Below are 20,172 nucleotides of genomic sequence, written 5' to 3' on the forward strand. Positions count from 1 at the left end.
TTATACTGTCTCCATTTGGGATTTCTGTTTAATTTCTGCAATCTGATCGGCGCGATGAATGCTGTTGATCACGTGAAGTAGTGCTTGTCCTGATGCCTCGACAATATCGGTCGCCAAGCCGGTACCGTGGTACTTGCGGCCTTTGTAGTTGGCGATGATGTCAGCTTGGCCTAGGCCATCTTCCCCTTCGCCTTTGGCGGTCAGGTCGAATTTGTCCAATACGATGTCGTAACCGGTCAGGCGGTAGATACACTGGTATAGCGCATCAACCGGGCCGTTGCCGACTGCGGCTTCGCATTTCTCTTCGTCACCACACTGTAGCTTGATGCTGGTGGTCGCCATCACGCTGCCCGACTGCACGCTTAGGTAGTTCAGCTTGAAGAAGTCATCTTCCTCGCGCAGGTTGGCAAAGTGCATCAAGGCTTCCAAATCGTAGTCGAAGACCTGGCCCTTGCGGTCGGCCAGCTTCAGGAAGTCGGCGTAAAGCTCGTCTAGGTTGTACTCGTTTTCGGTGTAGCCCAGCGTATCCATGTGGCTCTTCACGGCCGCACGGCCCGAGCGCGAGGTTAGGTTAAGGGCTTGGTTCTTGAGGCCAATCGACTCAGGGGTCATGATCTCGTAAGTGTTCTTGTTCTTCAGCATGCCATCCTGGTGGATGCCAGAAGAGTGGCTGAAGGCGTTGGCACCAACGATAGCCTTGTTGGCCTGTACCGGCATGTTACATAGCTGGCTGACCATCTTGCTGGTACGGTGGATTTCGTCGTGCTTGATATTGGTGTGGACATCCAGTAACTCGGCGCGGGTCTTGATGATCATGGCGATCTCTTCCAGCGAGCAGTTACCGGCACGCTCGCCGATACCGTTGATCGTTCCTTCAATCTGGCGGGCACCGGCCTGTACCGCAGCCATCGAGTTGGCCACGGACATGCCTAGGTCGTCGTGGCAGTGCACCGAGATAATCGCCTTGTCGATATTAGGTACGCGCTCGAACAACTGGCCGACGATACCGCCAAACTCGCTTGGCAAGGTATAGCCCACGGTGTCTGGGATATTGATGGTGCTGGCCCCGGCATTGATCGCTGCTTCTACCATGCGGCACAGATTGTCGATCGGGGTGCGGCCGGCATCTTCACATGAGAATTCGACATCGTCGGTGTAGTTGCGGGCACGCTTGACGGCGGCAACACCCATCTCAATCACGTCATCATAGCTGCGGCGCAGTTTGTCCTGCACGTGGACTGTTGAGGTTGAGATGAAGGTATGGATACGGAATGCCTCGGCCACTTTCAAGGATTCGGCAGCCACATCAATGTCTTTGGCAACGGCGCGGGACAGGGCACAAACACGGCTGTTCTTGATGTGCTTGGCAATGGTTTGCACCGACTCGAAATCGCCTGGTGACGATACTGGGAAGCCCGCCTCGATAACGTCCACCCCAAGGCGCTCAAGGGCATATGCGATCTGCAGCTTTTCTTTTACCGTCAGGCTGGCGGATAGCGCCTGCTCACCGTCCCGTAACGTAGTATCGAAAATGATGACCTGATCTTTCATTGCTACTTCCTTTCTTTGGCTGCCGTTATTGGCGTTGTCTGCATCCGCTTGCGCTGGCCTGGATAAGAAAAAACCCGCGCTGACTGCGCGGGTTTTTAGAATTCTTAGTGGAGTTTCCCACTCATAAGCTACCCGCGCGATTTATTCACGATAAGGAGGAGGCTTAGGAGAAGAGATGAGAAACGCATTTTCATAATTGAAATATATCCACAAACTTGGTTAACAAATGAATACCAAATAGACAGGCTGACCGTCAACCCTAAATTGAATGTTTATTTTAATTTTATGGTTATTCAGTTGATATTCCGTGGCTGGGATGACAAATCAGACCAGTTGTATTCATAGTGGCTATGGCGGGGCTGCATGGAGAGGGCGGAATTTATAACCAGTAAAGGCAAAGCAGAATGTTATTTCTTTGTTGGTATCACATCAAAGAGCGCAAATCTCCCTTATATTAAAATTAATCAATTGATTAAATTGTGGGGAATTAATGCCCTGTTAGTCTGGCTGGCAAAGCTTAAAATTAATCACGTGATTAATTGAGCGAAGTGAATGCAGAATGTGCGCAATAACAAAGGTTTTTGGGAGGCGTCATGGTGGGTAAGGCAGGTCGTCCTGTTGGGGACTCTGATGCCAGGGAGCGTTTGATTGTCGAGGCTAGGAAGCTGTTTGTCAGTTTGCCTTACAGCAAGGTGTCGACGCGGATGATAGCCAGCCGTGCTGATGTGAACGTGGCACTGATCCGCTATTACTTTGCTAACAAAGCGGGCTTGTATGAGGCCATGCTAAGAGAGACTGTCAAACCTATCCATGCCCAGCTGAAAGTCGCCTTGGACAAGGGGGATTTTGCCTCAATCGGTGATTTGATGCGTACCTATTATCGGATCATGGCACCGAACCCGGACATGCCAAAACTGATCGCCCGGGCCATGATGATGGAGCCGGCCGACCTGCAGCGCCAGACCATGGAGAGGATCTTCAATGAGGTGGCTCGCCCCGCGATTGATGTGATGTTCCAACAGCTACAAAAACAAGGCGAGCTGAGGGGGGACGTATGCCCAGACAAGGCAAGAATGAGTTTTATCAGTTTGATGGTATTCCCTTTTCTCATACCGCCCTCGATGCTGACAATGCAAAATATTGAAATGGATGAAGCCTATCTGGCTGAACTGGCCGAGCATAATGTCAATTTGCTGGTACGTGGCCTGACAATGCCAAAGGAAGAGAATAAACCATGTTAAAAAATCGAAAATTACTCCTGTTCCCTGCGGTATTGGCCGGTGTGGTGATTTTGGTACTGGCCATTAACTTACGCCCGTCACCGGAAGTGAAGCCGGCGCTCGAGCGAGCTCGGGTGGTGGATGTGATCAACCTCGAGCAGCAGCTGCTTGCGCCGCAGGCGGCGGGCTTTGGCCGGGTTGCCCCCAAGGTGGAATGGCAGGCTATCGCCGAAGTCTCGGGCAAGGTGGTCTACCGCCATCCTGATTTGAATAAGGGGCGGGTGCTCGACGCCGGTACGGTGCTGCTGAAAATCGACCCGCTGGACTACGAGCTGCGTTTGGCGCAGGCCGAAGCGGATGTGAGTGCCAGCCAGGCCCAATTGGCCAAGCTCGGGCAGGAGGAGCAAAACCTCAAAACTACCCTCAAGATAGAAAAAAACCGCCTGGCAATCAGCAAGAAAGAGTTAGCGCGAAAGCAGGAGCTACGAACCAAAGGACTAACCTCGCAATCGACGGTTGACCTTGAGCAGCAAAACGCATTGGCCAGCCAGAAAGTGGTGCAGGAGATCGAGAACCAACTCATCGTGCTGCCCAATGAGCGCAAGGTGACGCTCGCACAGCTGGAAGTCAACCTGTCGCAAGTGAGGGAGGCGAAACGATCGCTGGAAAAAACCGTGATCACCTTGCCGATTGATGCCCGGATCTCCACGGTCGATATCGAGCAAGATCAGGTGGTTAATACCCAGCAGGTAATGGTGGTAGCGCACGGCATCGACACAGTAGAAATTGATGCCCAAATCGCCCTGCATGACATGCAGGTATTGGCAGCCAGCCTGACCCAGTACACCGCCCACGCCGATGGCAAGCCGCGTGCTGACCAGCTGGATCTCAGTGCCAGTATCCAGCTCTCGAGCGGTAGCTTTATCCAGCAGTGGCCGGCACAGGTGACCCGGATCAGCGATACGGTAAGTGCCAACCAGGCAACCGTCGGGGTGATCCTCGAGGTAGACCAGGACTATAGCCAGTTATCGCCAGAAACGGCCCCGCCATTGGTCAACGGTATGTTTGTCGAAGCCAGGCTGTCGGGCCAGCCCAACCCGCACTGGGTGATCCCCGAGCGTGCCCTTCATGGCGATAAAATCTACTTGGTCAATGGCGACAGCAACCTAAAAATTCAAACCGTTAATGTATTGTTCCGCCGCGACGGCCAGGTGGCGATCAGCGGTGAGCTGACGTCCGGTACCCAATTGGTGGTCAATGACCTCTTGCCTGCGGTAGCGGGTATGGCGTTGAAAGTCGTGACAGTGAATGGCAAGCCAGTTGAAGAGGCTCAAGGCCAAGACCAAGGTCAGGAACATGATCTGGAGCCGGCATCATGATCCGTTATTTCTCCCGCCACCCAACCGCTGCCAACCTGATGATGCTGGCACTGATCATTTTGGGCCTAGTGTCGCTGCCGAAGATCAAACGCGAAACCTTCCCTGAGTTTGCGCCACCTTACATCATTGCCTCGGTGGTTTACCCGGGTGCTTCGCCACAGGAAGTGGAAGAGAGCATCTGTATGCGGATGGAAGATGCTGTCGATGGGCTGGCCAACATCGTAGAGACCCGCTGTGAAGCGGTGGAAGGCTCGGCATCTTTGATCCTCAAGCTGACCAGCAGCGAGGTAGTGTCGCGGATGCTGGTGGATGTCCAGACCCAGATCAACGCGATCAATGACTTCCCGACTGAAATCGAGTCACCGATTGTCCGTGAGCTCGACTGGAACGAGCCGGTGGTGGATGTCGCGATTAAAGCTGACACCAGTCTGCCGCACCTCAAAGCCTATGCTGAGCAGCTCAAACGAACCCTCAAGCTCGACTACGGGGTCTCGCTGGTCGAAGTCAGTGGTTTTTCCGACCATCAGCTAAGGGTCGAACTCGATGAGGTGGCGATTCGCCAACTGGGCCTCAGTGTCAGTGATATCGCCAGCAAGCTGAGCCGGCAGAACATCAAGCTGCCAAGCGGCAATATCGAATTGGCAGACCGTAATTTGCTGATCCGTTTTGACGAGCAGAAAATTACCCCCGAGACGATTGCCCGCACCGTTGTCGGCGCCGATGCCCAGGGCGCGGTGCTGCGCTTGGGGGATGTAGCGACGATTACCGATCGCTTTGCGCTGGATGAACAGAAGGTGCTGTTTGATGGTGTGCCATCGGCAATGCTGCGGATCAGCAAGAACAAGGCGGATGATGCGCTGCGGATCAAAGAGCGGGTCGAAGCCTTTGTCGAGGCCGAAAACCAGCGTGCGCCTACCGGCGTGACCCTAACCTTGACCAACGACCTTTCTTCATTGCTGTGGGACCGTCTGACCATGATGGTCAAAAATGGCTGGCAGGGGGTGATACTGGTCTTTGCCGTCATGTGGTTGTTTTTCTCTTTCCGCTATTCGTTCTGGATTGCCGCAGGGCTGCCGGTCGCCTTCCTCGGCAGTATGTACTTGATGGCAACCTTCTCGCTGTCTATCAACATCATGTCCCTCGTTGGCTTGCTGATGGCGATCGGGATCATGATGGATGATGCGATCGTGATTTCCGAATCGATAGCCTCCCACCTTGATCGAGGGCAGAAGATCCAGGATGCGGTGTACAACGGGGTGAAGAAAGTGTTGCCGGGGGTCGTGTCGTCATTTCTGACCACCATCTGTATTTTCGGCAGCTTGATTTTCCTCGAAGGGGAGATGGGGGCGGTGCTGCGGGTCGTTCCGCAGGTGTTGATCTTGGTACTGTCGATCAGCCTGATCGAAGCCTTCTTGATCTTGCCAAGCCATCTCAGCCACTCCTTGCACCGCCAGAAACAAGAGAAGCTTCCGCCCCGCTGGAAGCAGAACTTCTTGGCCGGGTTTGAACGGTTCCGCAATGAGCGCTTAGTGAAAATGGTCGCTGTGGTCGTGCAGTGGCGCTACCTGTTTGTCGGCGGAGTCATCGGTTTGCTGTTTGCTTCTTTTGCCTTGCTGGCCGGCGGAGGGCTCAAGTTTGTCGGCTTCCCGGAGTTGGATGGCGACATTGCTGAAGCGAGGGTCATCCTGCCGCCGGGCTCTACCTTGGGTCAGACTGAAGCGGTGGTCGAGGAAATCGTTGCCTCTGCCAAGCGCCTTAACGAAGAATGGAGCGAACGTAACGAAGGCGGTGAGCCTTTGGTGAGGAATATCACCGAGCAATTTAACTTCAATGCCGATGCTGACGAGAGCGGGCCGCATGTCGCTACGGTTAGGCTTGATTTGCTCAGTGCCGAGATCCGCAACAGTTTGATTGATGAGTTTATTGATGCCTGGCGGGAAGATGTCGGCGAGCTAGCCGCCCCGGTGGCCTTGGTTTACAAGCAGCCAATGATGGGGCCGGGTGGGCGTGCCATTGAAGTGCGGATGCAGCACGATGACTTGGCGATGCTCAAGGCTGCATCTATCGAAACCCAGCAGTTCTTCAATGAGTTTGCCGGGGTCTCTGGCGTGCTAGATGATATGCGGATGGGCAAACCGGAAGTGCTGATCCGCCTGCGACCGGGGGCGGAAGCCTTCGGCGTTGACGGCGAGATGATCGCTTCCCAGCTTCGCTCTGCCTATTTCGGCCAGACGGCTGATGAAATCCAGATCGGGCCCGAGAATATTGAAATCGAAGTGATGTTCAATAAAGAGCGGGCGGCAGATCTGCAAACCTTATCAAGCTTCCCGATCATTCTGTCTGATGGCAGCCAGATCCCACTGGCCACCGTCGCAATCCTCGAGCACCAGCGCAATTATGTCCGTATCCAGCGGATCAATGGGCTGCGTACCCTCAGTGTGTATGGTGACCTGCAAGAGAGTGTGATCAGCTCCGGTGAAGTCCTGGGCCAGTTCCGGACCAAGCTGATGCCGAAATTGCAGCAGGACTACCCGGGGTTGCGGTTTGATTTCGAAGGGGCGGCCAAGGATACCGCAGAAACTGGCCAGTCGATGGCAACCGGCTTCATGCTGGGGATCTTCGGCGTGTTTGTGATCCTCAGCTTCCAGTTCCGTAGTTACCTGGAGCCTTTTGTCGTGCTGCTGGCGATACCATTAGCCTTGATTGGGGTATTCTGGGGGCATTTGCTGCTGGGGCACCCGCTTAGCATGCCGAGTATGATGGGCTTTGTATCGCTGGCCGGGGTGGTGGTCAATGATTCTATCTTGCTGGTGCAGTACATTCGGCACCACCTCGATGATGGCGATGATATCGAGAGGGCTGTGGTACAAGCGAGTCGCGAGCGTTTCCGGGCGGTGTTCCTCACCTCCTTGACGACGGCTGCCGGCCTGTTGCCACTGATGCTGGAAACTAGCCTGCAGGCACAGGTGATAAAGCCTCTGGTGATCTCGATTGTATTCGGGATTTTCACCTCGACCTTGCTGGTGCTGTTTATGATCCCGGCGGCGTATGTCATTTTATCTGACTTCAAGCTGGTGCACCGCCATGAAAAATTGGTCTCTGCGTAGCGTTTAACTCACCGTCGCTACAGATAATCCTTCCGTTGTCCTTTTTGGCTATGGGCACGGAAGGATTGTCATTATCCCTCCTCCAAAGCGTCACTGCGGTGTCATATCCCTTTCCTAATCTGAACAAGAGTTAATCAGCTTAGGATCTGGACAATGACCTTACTGACACCGTTACAGCGAATGGACTACGCTTTTTCGGCACTTTGCCTTTGCCACCGTTTCAACATTCAGGTTGCACAATTAAGCCGTGCGGTTTCCCACACTGGGGATGGCCACTTGTACGTGGTTTTCGCGGCACTGGTGTGGATTGTCGACCCCCTTCTGGGTTCAGAGGTCGTGGGAACAGGGGTGCTGGCCTTTGCCCTCGAGCTCCCCGTTTACCTCGCCCTAAAAAATAGTTTAAAGCGCAACCGCCCAGCAGCGTTACCGAGCTTCATCACCCCGTCAGACAAATACAGCCTGCCATCAGGCCATACCGCAGCCGCATTTGTGATGGCGTCGCTTATCACGGCGTTTTACCCAGATACCTCATGGTTCATCTGGCCATGGGCCGTAGCAATAGGCTTTTCCCGAGTACTGCTTGGCGTGCATTACATTACTGATGTCATAGCCGGGGCTTTGCTCGGGATATTGTGTTTCCAGCTAGTGAACTTTTAAGGAGTAGCCGGGTATGAAGATCCTTTATGGTGTTCAGGGAACAGGGAACGGTCATATTTCTCGATCACGTGAAATGGCAAGGGCGTTTTCGGCATTAGGAGCCGATGTCGACTTCTTGTTCTCAGGGCGACCGGATAATCGCTATTTTGATATGGACGAATTCGGTGAATACCAAATCCGGCGCGGGCTGACTTTTGTTACCGAAAACGGTGAAGTAAACCGCTGGAAAACCCTGACCACCAATCATGTTGCGACGTTTCTCCGTGATGTCCGTAGCCTCGATTTGTCTGGTTATGACGTGGTGCTTAACGATTTTGAACCGGTAACGGCTTGGGCGGCGAAACAGCAAAATGTCCACAGTATTGGCATCAGCCACCAGAATGCCTTTTTGCATGACATACCGACCCAAGGTCAGACTTGGGTCGATGGTATGGTGATACACGGATTTGCACCTACGACACAGCAGTTGGGCGTCCATTGGTTTCACTTCAACCAGCAGATCCTGCCGCCGATAGTGCCGGTGACCGAGGCGAGGGTGGGAAATGATCAGTCAGTACTGGTTTACCTGCCGTTCGAGAACTTGCAGGCGGTCCTTGATTTGCTGACTCGGTTTACCCAAGTCCACTTTTACTGCTACCACCCCGAAGCCAGTGAAGACCGTGAGTATGGTAATGTCAGCATTCGTCGGCTCAACCGGGAAAGCTTCCACCACCGCTTGCACCACTGCTGCGGGGTTATTGCCAACGGCGGGTTCGAGTTGCCTTCCGAAGCAATGAGCCTTGGCAAGAAGCTACTGCTCAAACCTTTGCAGGGCCAGTATGAGCAACTCAGCAATGTGATGACCCTGGAGATGATGGGACTGGCCAATACGATGAGTTATTTGGATCCCGCTGCGGTCAGGAACTGGTTGGACAGTGGTTCAGCCGGGCGGGTGAAAATACCGGATGTGGCGATGGCGGTGGCAAGCTGGGTGCTATCGGGCAACTGGCATAACTGTGATGAATTATGGCAGCAGCTTTGGGAGCGGGTGGAGTACCCCGAAGTAGTCGACGAGGCAATGGTTGAGTGGTATACCAATCATGATGTCAATCGGTATAAATCGTCGGTAACGACGGTATAACATTCCCCCGAATTTCTGATTTCCAAAGGGCCGCTTTAGGCCCTTTTTGCTTTCTGCTAACCCGCTAATTTTGCTTATAATCACAGCTTTATTTTAATTATAGATATTTTAGATCTTTTTAGATTGAGCTTAAGTTTATGATTTTATGTGGTTTGTATTCTGAATTCAGTTTTTTACATATAACTGCATCAATTTGCTGATGCCGGCCTATTTATTTCGTCAATCTATTTGAAACATACTGGCAGCACCCCGAGAGAGGGAGTCAGTATTCAGAGGCATTGGAATGCCCAGTTATTCATCGGCGGCATAATGGATTTTGCCCCATAACGGTAATCTATAGAGGCAAATAATGGCACGCAGAAACTCACCTATTCACCCTGCTGATGGGTACAAAATGGAATCAAACTTACGCAGCGTCGACCTGAACCTGCTCACGGTGTTTGATGCCGTTATGCAGGAGCAAAATATCACTCGTGCAGCACATAACTTGGGCATGTCCCAGCCAGCGGTGAGCAATGCGGTAGCTCGCCTGAAAGTGATGTTCAACGACGAATTGTTTATCCGCCACGGCCGCGGGATCCAGCCTACCCAGCGTGCCAAGCAGTTGTTCGGCCCTCTGCGCCAGGCACTGCAGCTGGTGAAGAATGAGTTGCCGTCTTCTATTTTCTCACCAGAGACGTCAACCCGCACCTTCAAACTGGCGGTGTGCAGCCCGTCTGATATGCGCTTTGCTCCGCGTATCTTGAGCAATGTGGCTGAACAAGCACCTTATGTGCGGGTGCAGGTCGAAGCTGAGCTCGATGCAGAGCTGACCCAGAAAATGCGCTACCAGGATGTCGATTTTGTCATCGACTACATGCGCTTCGATGAGCCGGGCTTCTGTAGCACTGAGCTGTTTACCGATGAATTGGTTGTGGTGGCTGCCGGTAACCACCCGCGCATTGGCGAGACGATCACAGAGACTGAATTCAGCCAAGAGCAGCATGCCGTCATGAAATCGATCCCTGGGGTGAAGATGTTCGCTGACAATATCTACAACGCCCATGCTAGCTACCAAGAAGCTTACCAGGGGGCGAGCCTGAGCAACATCATGTACGTGGTAAGCCAGTCAGAGCTGATTGCTGTGGTACCGCGCTGGCTTGCCAATGTGACCGCTGCCAGCCAGCAGCTGAAGATCCTGCCGTTGCCGGTAGAGTCGGCTAAGATTGCGGGTTACCTGAGCTGGCATGAGTCATCGCAAAAAGACAAAGGCCATATCTGGATGCGCGATCAGCTGCTTGCCGTATGCGGTGACAGCTCTATCTAAACCAGGTGGGCGACCATCATTTGCTATCAAGCCAGCGCTAGCTGGCTTTTCTTTTCTCAGCGAGTCTGTGCGTACCGTTATACTGATAGTAGGTGGCAGTAGGCGGAAAGTTAGACGTATTTCCTTACACTTTGTAGCGTTGCTATTAGGGAAACGTAGAGCCTTTGTAATATCTGGCTTTTCAATTCTGGTCGTACCAGAGAAATAGGGATTTTGTGAGGTCACGGAGTTGCCTTTTTCCCTGCGTCACAGGTAGACTCCCCAGCGGAATAGGCTTACAGGTGTAAGCCCGAATGGCAGAGTAGTTATGGCTAAACGTGAATTTCATATCGTCAACCGCATTCGTTCTCAAGTTGAGCGTTTAGGTGACCAGGTTGCATTGCGCCACCAAGTGGCAGGTCAATGGCAAGATATCCGTTGGACTGAGTTTGGCGAGCAGATCCAACAGCTAGCGCTGGCAATGATTGGACATGGTCTCAATGTCCAAGACAAGGTCGGTATTTTCTCCAACAACATGCCGCGATGGACAGTGGCTGACTTCGCAACCTTGTACAACCGAGCTGTAACTGTCCCTATTTATCCAACCAACACCCCTCAGCAAGCCGCTTATATCATTAACGACGCCGGTATCCGTATCCTGTTTGTTGGTGAGCAGGCACAGCTGGACGCCGCGGTGTCGGTCGCGGCAGATTGCCCTGATTTGGAGCACATCGTGGTGATGGGCGAGGTCGATAACCTGACCGAGCACCCGTTGGTGATCCGTTTTGAAGATTTCCTTGCTGCTGCCGAATCTGCGCCTGCACAGACTCTGAGCCAGCGCCTTGAAGATGCAGCAATGGACGACCTGCTGACGCTGATCTACACCTCGGGCACCACGGGTACGCCGAAAGGTGTGATGCTGGATTACAGCAATATCGCCTCGCAGATTGAAGGCCACGATCAGAAGCTGGCTCTGGAAGAAGGCGATGTATCGCTTTGCTTCTTGCCGTTGTCACATGTCTTTGAGCGCGCGTGGACTTTCTATGTCCTACACCGCGGCGGCGTGAACTGCTACCTGTCTGATACCAACCTGCTCAAAGAAGCCCTGGCCGAAGTGAAGCCGAATGTGATGGCGGCGGTACCTCGGGTCTACGAAAAGATTTACTCAACTGTCCACGACAAAGTGTCCCGTGCTCCTTTCCAGCGCAAGGTGATCTTTACTTGGGCGGTGAACATGGGTGCCCGCATGGCACTGGCGCGCCAGGAGTGCCGTGAGCCATCGTGGATGCTGAAAAAGAGCCATGCCCTGGCTGACAAGCTCGTGCTGTCGAAGCTGCGCGCTATCCTGGGCGGCAACATCAAGTTCATGCCATGCGGTGGCGCCAAGCTTGACGAGAGCATCGGCCGCTTCTTCCATGCTATTGGTATCAACGTCAAACTGGGTTACGGCATGACCGAAACCACGGCGACAGTATCGTGCTGGGATGATAGCTGCTTTAACCCGGACTCTATCGGGATGCCGATGCCAGGTGCCGAGGTAAAGATTGGCGACAACAACGAAATCTTGGTTCGTGGCCCGATGGTTATGCGTGGCTACTACAACATGCCGGAAGAGACCGCCAAGAACTTTACTGAAGACGGCTTCCTGAAAACCGGTGATGCCGGCCATATTGATGAGGAAGGTAATGTGTTTATTACCGACCGTATCAAGGAGCTGATGAAGACCTCGGGTGGTAAGTACATTGCCCCGCAGGTGATCGAAGGCGCGATTGGTAAAGACCACTTCATCGAGCAGATCGCGGTGATTGCCGATACCCGCAAGTTTGTCTCGGCCTTGATTGTCCCTTGCTTCGAAACCTTGGAAGAGCATGCCCGCGAGCTTAACATCAAGTACCAGGATCGCATGGAGCTGGTCAAGCACAGCCAGATCATCGAGTTGATCGAAAAGCGCGTGGTCGAGCTGCAGAAAGATCTGGCACGCTTCGAGCAGGTTAAGAAGTTTACCCTGCTGCCAAGCGCGTTCTCGATGGATAAAGGTGAGCTGACCCCGACCCAGAAACTGCGTCGTAAAGTGATCCAGGATCGTTACCATCAGCAAATTGAGCGCATGTACGAAGAGAGCCATAAAGCGGCGACGAAGTAATATTGCTGAATTAGCTGAACTTGTTGCAAGAGGAGAGCCGCGGCTCTCCTTTTTTATACCTGATGCTCAACCCTTGGTGGTTAGCAAGCCTTTGACGTCATTTTTTCGACTATCTATTTTCGGGCACATGCTCTGGTTCGATCAGTTAAACATTCTGAAATTATCAGTTATCAAGAGGAATATATTCTGCAATGTGTAGCACGTTCCGTGATGATCTTGATGGATATTTGCTCATTTTAGAGGATACGAGTTAACTGTCTTTGACCAATAGACTTAGTTGCTAAAAAAACGTTACAGTTGTTGCGGTTTACTGCTCGGGTTATGACCCGAGTAGGTGCATAGCATGAAAGCACGATTTCATTTTATTAGGCTAAAAATAAGCCCTAACTATGTTATATCAGCCTGTATAGCTAATTGAGGCACCAGGTATTCTGGTCGCTGTATTTCCTGAGTCAGGCTAGCGCAACCCGTGCTGATGCCCAGTTTGTTTGTCCCTCCAGTCAAACAGATGGGATCAGGCCGCTAGCATGAGGATTGGAATGAATTAGCTATGCAGGGTGGTATACGCGACCTGGAGGCAGAAATATGGAAATGTTGTCCGGCGCCGATATGATCGTTCGTTCGATGATCGATCAAGGCGTGAAACATATCTTCGGATACCCTGGCGGTTCAGTACTTGATATCTACGATGCGCTGCATGAGAAAAGCGACATCGAACACGTGCTGGTGCGCCATGAGCAAGCGGCCGTGCACATGGCAGATGGTTATGCCCGTGCCACGGGTGATGTTGGCGTAGTGCTGGTGACATCCGGCCCTGGGGCGACCAATGCGATCACCGGTATCGCAACCGCTTATATGGACTCCATTCCTATGGTCGTACTCTCCGGCCAGGTCATGAGCAACCTCATCGGTAACGATGCCTTCCAGGAGTGTGACATGGTGGGGATCTCCCGTCCTGTCGTCAAACACAGCTTCTTGGTGAAAAAGCCGGAAGATATCCCTGAGATTATCAAAAAAGCCTTCTATATCGCTTCGAGCGGCCGTCCAGGCCCTGTGGTCATTGATATCCCTAAAGATATGCTCAACCCTGCTGAGAACTTCCCGTACAAATATCCCGAGTCGATTGCGATGCGCTCGTACAACCCGACTACGCAAGGGCACAAGGGGCAGATCAAGCGTGGCCTTAAAGCCTTGCTAGCGGCCAAGAAGCCGGTGCTTTACGTCGGCGGTGGTGCGATCATGGCCGACTGTAGCCCGCAACTGCTCAAGCTCGCCGAAAGCTTGAATATCCCGGTGGTCAATACCCTGATGGGCCTTGGCGCTTTTCCGGGCTCGCACAAGAATAACCTGGGTATGCTGGGGATGCACGGCACTTATGAAGCCAATATGGCCATGCACAATTCGGATTTGATATTCGGTATCGGGGTACGCTTTGATGACCGTACCACTAACAATGTCGAGAAATACTGTCCGAATGCGACCATCATGCACATTGACGTTGACCCGTCATCTATTTCCAAGACCATTGCGGTGGATATTCCGATTGTTGGCTCGGCTGACACAGTGCTTAACTGCATGCTGAAAATGCTCGATGAGCAAAATGGCCAGAACGATGATGCTGCGATCGATAGCTGGTGGAGTGAAATCGAATCATGGCGCGGGCGCCAGTGCCTGAGCTACAAAAAAGATAACGAGCGCATCAAGCCACAGGAAGTCATTGAGGTGCTTCACAGGCTGACTGACGGTGATGCCTACGTGGCCTCGGATGTTGGCCAGCACCAGATGTTTGCCGCGCTGTACTATCCATTTGACAAGCCTCGCCGCTGGATCAACTCCGGTGGCCTTGGCACCATGGGCTTTGGCCTGCCTGCTGCGATGGGGGTGAAGTTCGCCCTGCCGGATGCCGAAGTGGTTTGTGTAACCGGTGACGGCAGTATCCAGATGAATATCCAGGAGCTTTCCACCGCATTGCAGTACGATATCCCGGTTAAAATCATCAATCTCAACAACCGCTTCCTGGGCATGGTAAAACAGTGGCAGGATATGATTTACCAAGGCCGTCACTCCCATTCCTACATGGACTCGGTGCCTGACTTTGCTGCCATTGCCGAGGCTTACGGCCATGTTGGGGTGCGGATCTCCGATCCGAACAAACTGGAAGATGAACTGGAGAAGGCGCTGGCATTGAAAGACAGGCTGGTATTTATCGATATCAGCGTGGACGAGACAGAGCATGTCTACCCAATGTTGATCCGCGGTGGGTCTATGAGCGAAATGTGGCTGAGTAAAACGGAGAGAACTTAATATGCGCAGGATTGTATCAGTACTTCTTGAAAATGAACCGGGCGCATTGTCACGGGTAGTCGGGTTATTCTCCCAGCGTGGCTACAACATTGAATCGTTGACTGTGGCTCCTACCGATGATTCAACGCTGTCCCGTTTGAACATTACCACTAATGTTGAGGATGATGCTGCCCTCGAGCAGATTGAGAAACAGCTGCACAAGCTGATTGATATCCTCAAGGTCAGTAACGTCACTGAAAGCGAGCACATCGAGCGTGAGCTGATGCTGGTCAAAGTGAAGGCGAGCGGTTTTGCCCGTGCGGAAGTGAAGCGTACTGCGGATATTTTCCGAGGCCAAATTGTTGATGTGACAAGCCAGATATATACCGTTCAGCTGGCAGGGGCGAGCGAGAAGTTAGATGCCTTTATTGCAGCTGTCGGTGAAGCGACGGAGATTATCGAGGTGGCACGCAGCGGCGTGGTCGGTATTGCCAGGGGGGAGCGGGCGCTAAAAGCCTAGCTTCGGCCACAGAGCCTGTCTCAGCCTTAATACACCCGGTGCTAGTCACCGGGTTTTGTGTTTTGGGCACCCTGAAAGTCTAGCCTTATTAGACTAAAGTCTAATAAGGCTAGGTGCCAACCGGGTAGTATGGCACTAGGGGGAATCGATGAACGGTAAATTCTTGGCAAGGCTGACAGTTCTCAGCCTCTTCTTGCTTGGCTTTAATGTCAGCGCTTTGTATTTCTTACTGGCGGTATTGCTGTTAAATACGCACCACAAGGAGATATTCTGGTAACTGCGCTTTAGGCCAGATCACCCTTGATCATCTCCAAGGCCCGCTCGGAATGGGTCGTCATGATTGCGAGCGCCTGCTCGGTATTACGATCCAACACTGCTTTCATCATCGCCTCGTGCTCACCATTGTCGTGGTAGCGCTTTTCATATTGGCGGTGGCGGCTTACCCAGATATGGCGGTAGCGTTCGATTTGCTCATACACCTGGCGGTATAGCGCCAGCATGGTGGGTGACTGGCTGCCAGCCAGCAGGGCATGGTGGAAGTCGCTGTGCTTTTGCTCCCACTCGGCAAAATCTGTTGATGCCTCAGCGGGGTTGAGCCGGCTGAGCTTGTGGAAGCTGGTGAGGATATTGATCTCCCAAGCTTCATCGCCGTGCTTGATGGCACGCTGCAGCAGGATTTTTGACAGCTCCAGGTTGGTATCGAACAGATCTTCTAGTTCAGAGGCTGAAACATTGGCGACCCAACAGCCTTTTTGCGGGGCAAAGTGGACATACTTGCGCCAGGCTAACTGGACGAGGGCCTCGCGGATAGGGGATGCACCGACGTTGTATTGTTGCTTCAGGTCGGCCACAACGAGTTTCTGGCCTGGGGACAGTTCGCCTGCCAAGATATCCTGGCGGATCATTTCCATGACTTTGTCGGCAAGGGTAGGGCTGGACACGTTCTTCCTCATTGTGTGGTTTCAGCTCAAATCAAGCAGTGATATCCGCCAAGTTAGCCCAATAGCTGTATGCTTGGAGGGAATACTGCATGGTGAAGTATATCGAGGAAAAAATGGGAGTGCGATTGCTAAGTTTCATAATTGTGAGAGGTCATCACATATTAGAGTGACGATTGGTTATGAAATCAGCATTGTAAGTACTAAACGGAATAAAAAAACGGGAGCCAGAGGCTCCCGTTTCAGCAATCAGCGCAAGGACACTTATAGTACGTGTACAGAAGCTGTGTTAGTTGTACCTGAAGCAACTAGCGCGCCAGATACCATAACAACGATATCGCCTTTCACGCCTAGGCCTGTTTTCAGGGCAATTTCTTTACCGCAAGCGTAGAATGCGTCAGTGTTGTCGATAGACTCAACAACAACTGGAGTAACACCTTTAGTAAGAACTAGCTGTGCAGCAGTCTTAGTGTTAGTCGTTACAGCGATGATGTTTGCCGTTGGGAAGTACTTACGTACTGAACGTGCAGACTTACCCGCTTCAGTGGCTACTACGATTAGAGGAGCCGCTAGTTTCTCAGCTGTGTCTACCGCACCTTTACATACCGCTTCAGTGATACGTAGGCGTGGGCTGTCTAGGCGAGAACCTAGCTCAGCTTTAAGGGCGCTATCAGTGCGAGAACAGATTTGAGCCATGATAGAAACAGACTCAACAGGGTATTTACCCTTAGCTGTTTCACCAGATAGCATTACTGCATCTGTGCCATCCATTACGGCGTTCGCTACGTCACCCGCTTCTGCGCGAGTTGGACGTGGGTTGTTGATCATAGAATCAAGCATCTGCGTAGCAGTGATAACCATCTTACGAGCACGGTTACACTTCTCGATCATCATCTTCTGAGCGAAGATAACTTCTTCTGCTGGGATCTCAACACCAAGGTCACCACGAGCAACCATGATACCGTCAGAAAGCTCAAGAATTTCGTCGAAGTTGTCAACGCCTTCCTGGTTTTCGATCTTAGAGATGATGTGGATGTTTTCGCCGCCGTTTGCCGTTAGGATCTCACGGATTTCTTTAACGTCAGATGCTTTACGGATGAAAGAAGCCGCAACGAAGTCAACGCCTTGCTCACAACCGAATACTAGGTCAGCTTTATCTTTTTCAGATAGTGCAGGAAGGTTTACTGAAACGCCTGGTAGGTTAACACCTTTGTTTTCACCTAGGTCACCGTTGTTAAGTACTTTACACTTAACTTCAGTTTCTGTGGTTTCTAGTACTTCCATTTCGATCAGGCCGTCGTCAACAAGGATAGTGTTGCCTTTTGCCAGGTCTTTAGCGAAGCCAGGGTAAGTTACCGCCACACGGTCTTGGTTACCGATTACAGAAGTGTCAGTTGTGAACGTGAACTCCTGACCAGCAACTAGAGAAAAGTCTTGACCGCCTTCAAGCTTGATAGTACGAATTTCTGGACCTTTAGTGTCTAGAAGAATCGCAAGTTGCTTACCGCTGTTGGCCATTACTTCACGGAAGTTAGTGATGCGTGCAGCATGCTCTTCGAAGTTACCGTGAGAGAAGTTTAGGCGCATTACGTTCATGCCAGCGTCAACTAGCTTAGTAAGCATTTCTACAGATTCAGTTTTAGGTCCAATCGTACATACGATCTTGGTCTTTTTCATTGAGAATGGTCTCCGGACGAACTTTTACCCAAGGGAAATTTGATCCACAGAGTTATACCTGAAAACTGAGCATCATTAATGTTGAAATACGCCCACAAAGTGTGGCACGCATCAAATAAATGCAAGCTCAGCCAAGGTTTCGGCTGCGAAAATACAAATTTTTCAAAAATATTGCCTTACAAAAGCAGTGGTGTTGCTTTTGTAAGGCATCTCTTGTGAGCCAAAGCTGCCGTTAACCGGAAGGGTTATTGGCAAGTTGTCATGACTATACTGTAGCCGTATGACGCTTGTATGTCTGCCTGACATAAATCAGCCGTCCAAACAAGGCGCGTATCTTAGCATAGTCAAACTGTTTAATCACCTTGTGATAGCGCGCAAATTTTTAACGCCCACTCAAAGAGAGGGTGAGATTATCTACATATTTCACAGATTTTTTTTGTTTCTTATCAATTGATGATTTATTTAGGAGGGGAAAATAAATCACAAATTGGTGGGTGGTTCAGGTTATAGCAAGAAAGGTGTTGTTTTGACCCTTGGGGGGCCCGGTAGGCGAAATGTATGCCTGGAAAGCAAGGTGCTCAGAAAAGCAAAAAGCCCGATGAGTTTCCTCATCGGGCTTTTCTGAATTCTTTACCACAAGAGAAGTGGTGGCCCCTCCCAGACTTGAACTGGGGACCAAGCGATTATGAGTCGCCTGCTCTAACCACTGAGCTAAGGGGCCGAATGGGTGAAATTATATGGGAAGCCTGTGGCCTTGTCTAGCGAATAAAGTGGTTGTTTTGCTTGCTTTTTAGGCAGTTAACGGAGATTAAAGCGAGATAGACCAAGGTTAGGGTAACAGCTTGATTTCGAAAAGGGAGGCATATAAAAAAACGGGCCTCAGGGCCTAATGCATGTAAGTTAAGATAACTTACGCCTTTTTGGGGGCCTAGTCGTATAGCGGCTAGGCCTTTTCTTTACTGCTCTTGGGTAGCTTCTTTCCCTTCTCTCCGGCAGCGTAAAACTTTCTGCCATATCTAATATGTAATTCATCACCTCCGGGATTCTGCCAGGAGCCACCGCGGGCAGTAATTGAAGCTGGCCTACTAGGAACAAAGAGGCTTGTTTGAACCCGATTTGGTATGGCATGACGCTCTTCTGGTCATAGGCCATTTGGCACATCAAAAACCTTAATAGGTTGTAAGCGAGTAGCATTCCCCATAGTTCTTGGGTCACTAGTTCTGGTGTTTTGCTTCTTAAGGTAAGGTTATTTTGGAGCATGTATTGCTTCATTTCTCTGTAACCTAGCTCTATTTCCCAACGGTGGCTGTATAGCTCTGCGATGTCTGCGCCCGGGTATCTTAATGGGTCTGTCATTGATGTAAGCAAGCGAACTTCTTTACCCTTGATGTTCTTCGTGATGAGCCGCGCTTGCAGTGTTTCCGGCGCATCCGACCATTTCTTTCTGGCTTGAGGTGATAACTTGAGTTCAACAAGTTCTTGCCCACGCCCTAACTTGGCTACTGTCGTGTATTGAGCTCCTTTACGAAGCGGGATTAACCAATGCTTCTCATCTCCACTGCTTCGCCAACGGTGAAGTAGACCAAGAGCATAAAAGCCTCGGTCAAAAATGGTTAGGCTGTTTGACGGAGAACGGTCGACAAGCTGAGTGGTTAAATCGATCTCACTGCTTGATACTGAGTCGAAAGCGGCACTTGTCAGTAAATGGCTGGTGAGTTCCATATGGCAGACCATACGAACTTGCGGGTAGTCCGATATGGTTGTTTTATTTCCTGTGCGACCAAAGTGCTGGTCATTATCTGGTGTCTCAGGAGTGCGCCAAACAACACCATCGACAGCGTGTAATGTTAAGCCGTGCCAATCTGGGTGGGGCGTTTTCGCATGCCATAACTTCTGGGTCTTGTTAAACACCGCTTTGACTACATTTGAACCCAGACGTTTTCTCGCTTGGATAACCGCACTCGGTGCGACAAAAGGCTTTTTACCCGGAAGGAGAATATCGAGTTGAGAGACAACTTTTTCCATAGATAAGTGCCGATATAAAGACATACCGACAACACTCCATACCATCATCTCCATCGGTAAACGGCGTTTTCTGATAGTAGCGATACCAGTATCTTTGAGGCATTCATCAATCATTTCTGGAGAGAGAAGATCGGATAGTCCTGAAAGCTGTTCGGTTGAGAAGTTATGAACAGTATTGAGTGCTTGTCTGAGAAACATAAAAAAATCCGAGTGCATTGAATACACACGGATTTTGACATGCTCCAAGGATCGTTCAACCGATCATTT

Annotated in this window: 14 protein-coding genes and 1 tRNA gene; 10 read left to right on the forward strand and 5 right to left on the reverse strand. The window is 51.4% G+C overall.

Going from position 1 to position 20,172, the window contains the following annotated elements:
- Positions 1–1,551: a 2-isopropylmalate synthase gene (leuA, locus tag ACXAGQ_RS08625; protein WP_475253254.1), complete on the reverse strand. Its 1,551-nt coding sequence runs from the start codon at positions 1,549–1,551 to the stop codon at positions 1–3.
- Positions 1,552–2,144: 593 nt separating this feature from the next.
- On the opposite strand from leuA, the gene ACXAGQ_RS08630 reads away from it, so the two are divergent.
- The 10 genes from ACXAGQ_RS08630 (at position 2,145) to ACXAGQ_RS08675 (ending at position 15,542) form a co-directional block, all read left to right on the forward strand.
- Complete coding sequence (locus ACXAGQ_RS08630) at positions 2,145–2,792, forward strand: TetR/AcrR family transcriptional regulator (protein WP_475253256.1); 648 nt, start codon at positions 2,145–2,147, stop codon at positions 2,790–2,792.
- Positions 2,786–4,150 (forward strand): efflux RND transporter periplasmic adaptor subunit, encoded by a 1,365-nt coding sequence (locus tag ACXAGQ_RS08635; protein ID WP_475253258.1) that lies wholly within the window; start codon positions 2,786–2,788, stop codon positions 4,148–4,150. The genes ACXAGQ_RS08630 and ACXAGQ_RS08635 overlap by 7 nt, the downstream gene beginning before the upstream one ends.
- Positions 4,147–7,257, forward strand: a complete 3,111-nt coding sequence (locus ACXAGQ_RS08640; RefSeq protein WP_475253260.1) for an efflux RND transporter permease subunit — start codon at positions 4,147–4,149, stop codon at positions 7,255–7,257. The genes ACXAGQ_RS08635 and ACXAGQ_RS08640 overlap by 4 nt, the downstream gene beginning before the upstream one ends.
- Before the next feature lie 153 nt (positions 7,258–7,410).
- A complete protein-coding gene (locus tag ACXAGQ_RS08645; protein WP_475253262.1) occupies positions 7,411–7,914 on the forward strand; it encodes a phosphatase PAP2 family protein in 504 nt (167 codons plus the stop codon).
- Positions 7,915–7,927: 13 nt separating this feature from the next.
- Positions 7,928–9,034 carry an MJ1255/VC2487 family glycosyltransferase gene (locus ACXAGQ_RS08650; RefSeq protein WP_475253263.1) on the forward strand — a complete coding sequence of 369 codons (1,107 nt, stop codon included), beginning with the start codon at positions 7,928–7,930 and terminating at the stop codon, positions 9,032–9,034.
- 349 nt (positions 9,035–9,383) lie between these two features.
- Positions 9,384–10,340 carry a transcriptional regulator LeuO gene (gene leuO, locus ACXAGQ_RS08655; RefSeq protein ID WP_475253265.1) on the forward strand — a complete coding sequence of 319 codons (957 nt, stop codon included), beginning with the start codon at positions 9,384–9,386 and terminating at the stop codon, positions 10,338–10,340.
- Positions 10,341–10,647: 307 nt separating this feature from the next.
- Positions 10,648–12,462: an AMP-dependent synthetase/ligase gene (locus ACXAGQ_RS08660; protein WP_475253267.1), complete on the forward strand. Its 1,815-nt coding sequence runs from the start codon at positions 10,648–10,650 to the stop codon at positions 12,460–12,462.
- 585 nt (positions 12,463–13,047) lie between these two features.
- On the forward strand, positions 13,048–14,766 hold the full coding sequence (locus tag ACXAGQ_RS08665) for an acetolactate synthase 3 large subunit (protein WP_475253269.1): 1,719 nt from the start codon (positions 13,048–13,050) through the stop codon (positions 14,764–14,766).
- A gap of 1 nt (position 14,767) precedes the next feature.
- A complete protein-coding gene (gene ilvN, locus ACXAGQ_RS08670) occupies positions 14,768–15,265 on the forward strand; it encodes an acetolactate synthase small subunit (protein ID WP_317523877.1) in 498 nt (165 codons plus the stop codon).
- A gap of 148 nt (positions 15,266–15,413) precedes the next feature.
- Entirely contained in the window at positions 15,414–15,542 is a 129-nt protein-coding gene (locus ACXAGQ_RS08675) for a hypothetical protein (RefSeq protein WP_475253271.1), read from the forward strand.
- 7 nt (positions 15,543–15,549) lie between these two features.
- On the opposite strand, the gene ACXAGQ_RS08680 is transcribed toward ACXAGQ_RS08675, so the two are convergent.
- From ACXAGQ_RS08680 to ACXAGQ_RS08695, 4 genes are all read right to left on the reverse strand, one after another.
- Positions 15,550–16,218, reverse strand: coding sequence for a GntR family transcriptional regulator (locus ACXAGQ_RS08680; protein ID WP_475253273.1), 669 nt, complete (start codon positions 16,216–16,218; stop codon positions 15,550–15,552).
- Between the two features lie 249 nt (positions 16,219–16,467).
- Positions 16,468–17,880, reverse strand: a complete 1,413-nt coding sequence (pykF, locus tag ACXAGQ_RS08685; protein WP_475253275.1) for a pyruvate kinase PykF — start codon at positions 17,878–17,880, stop codon at positions 16,468–16,470.
- 645 nt (positions 17,881–18,525) lie between these two features.
- Positions 18,526–18,601 (reverse strand) — tRNA-Ile (locus tag ACXAGQ_RS08690).
- A 179-nt stretch (positions 18,602–18,780) separates the two neighbouring features.
- Complete coding sequence (locus ACXAGQ_RS08695; protein WP_475253277.1) at positions 18,781–20,103, reverse strand: IS4 family transposase; 1,323 nt, start codon at positions 20,101–20,103, stop codon at positions 18,781–18,783.
- Positions 20,104–20,172: the final 69 nt, after the last annotated feature.

It is taken from the genome of Photobacterium sp. ABD4_091, from assembly GCF_056160145.1.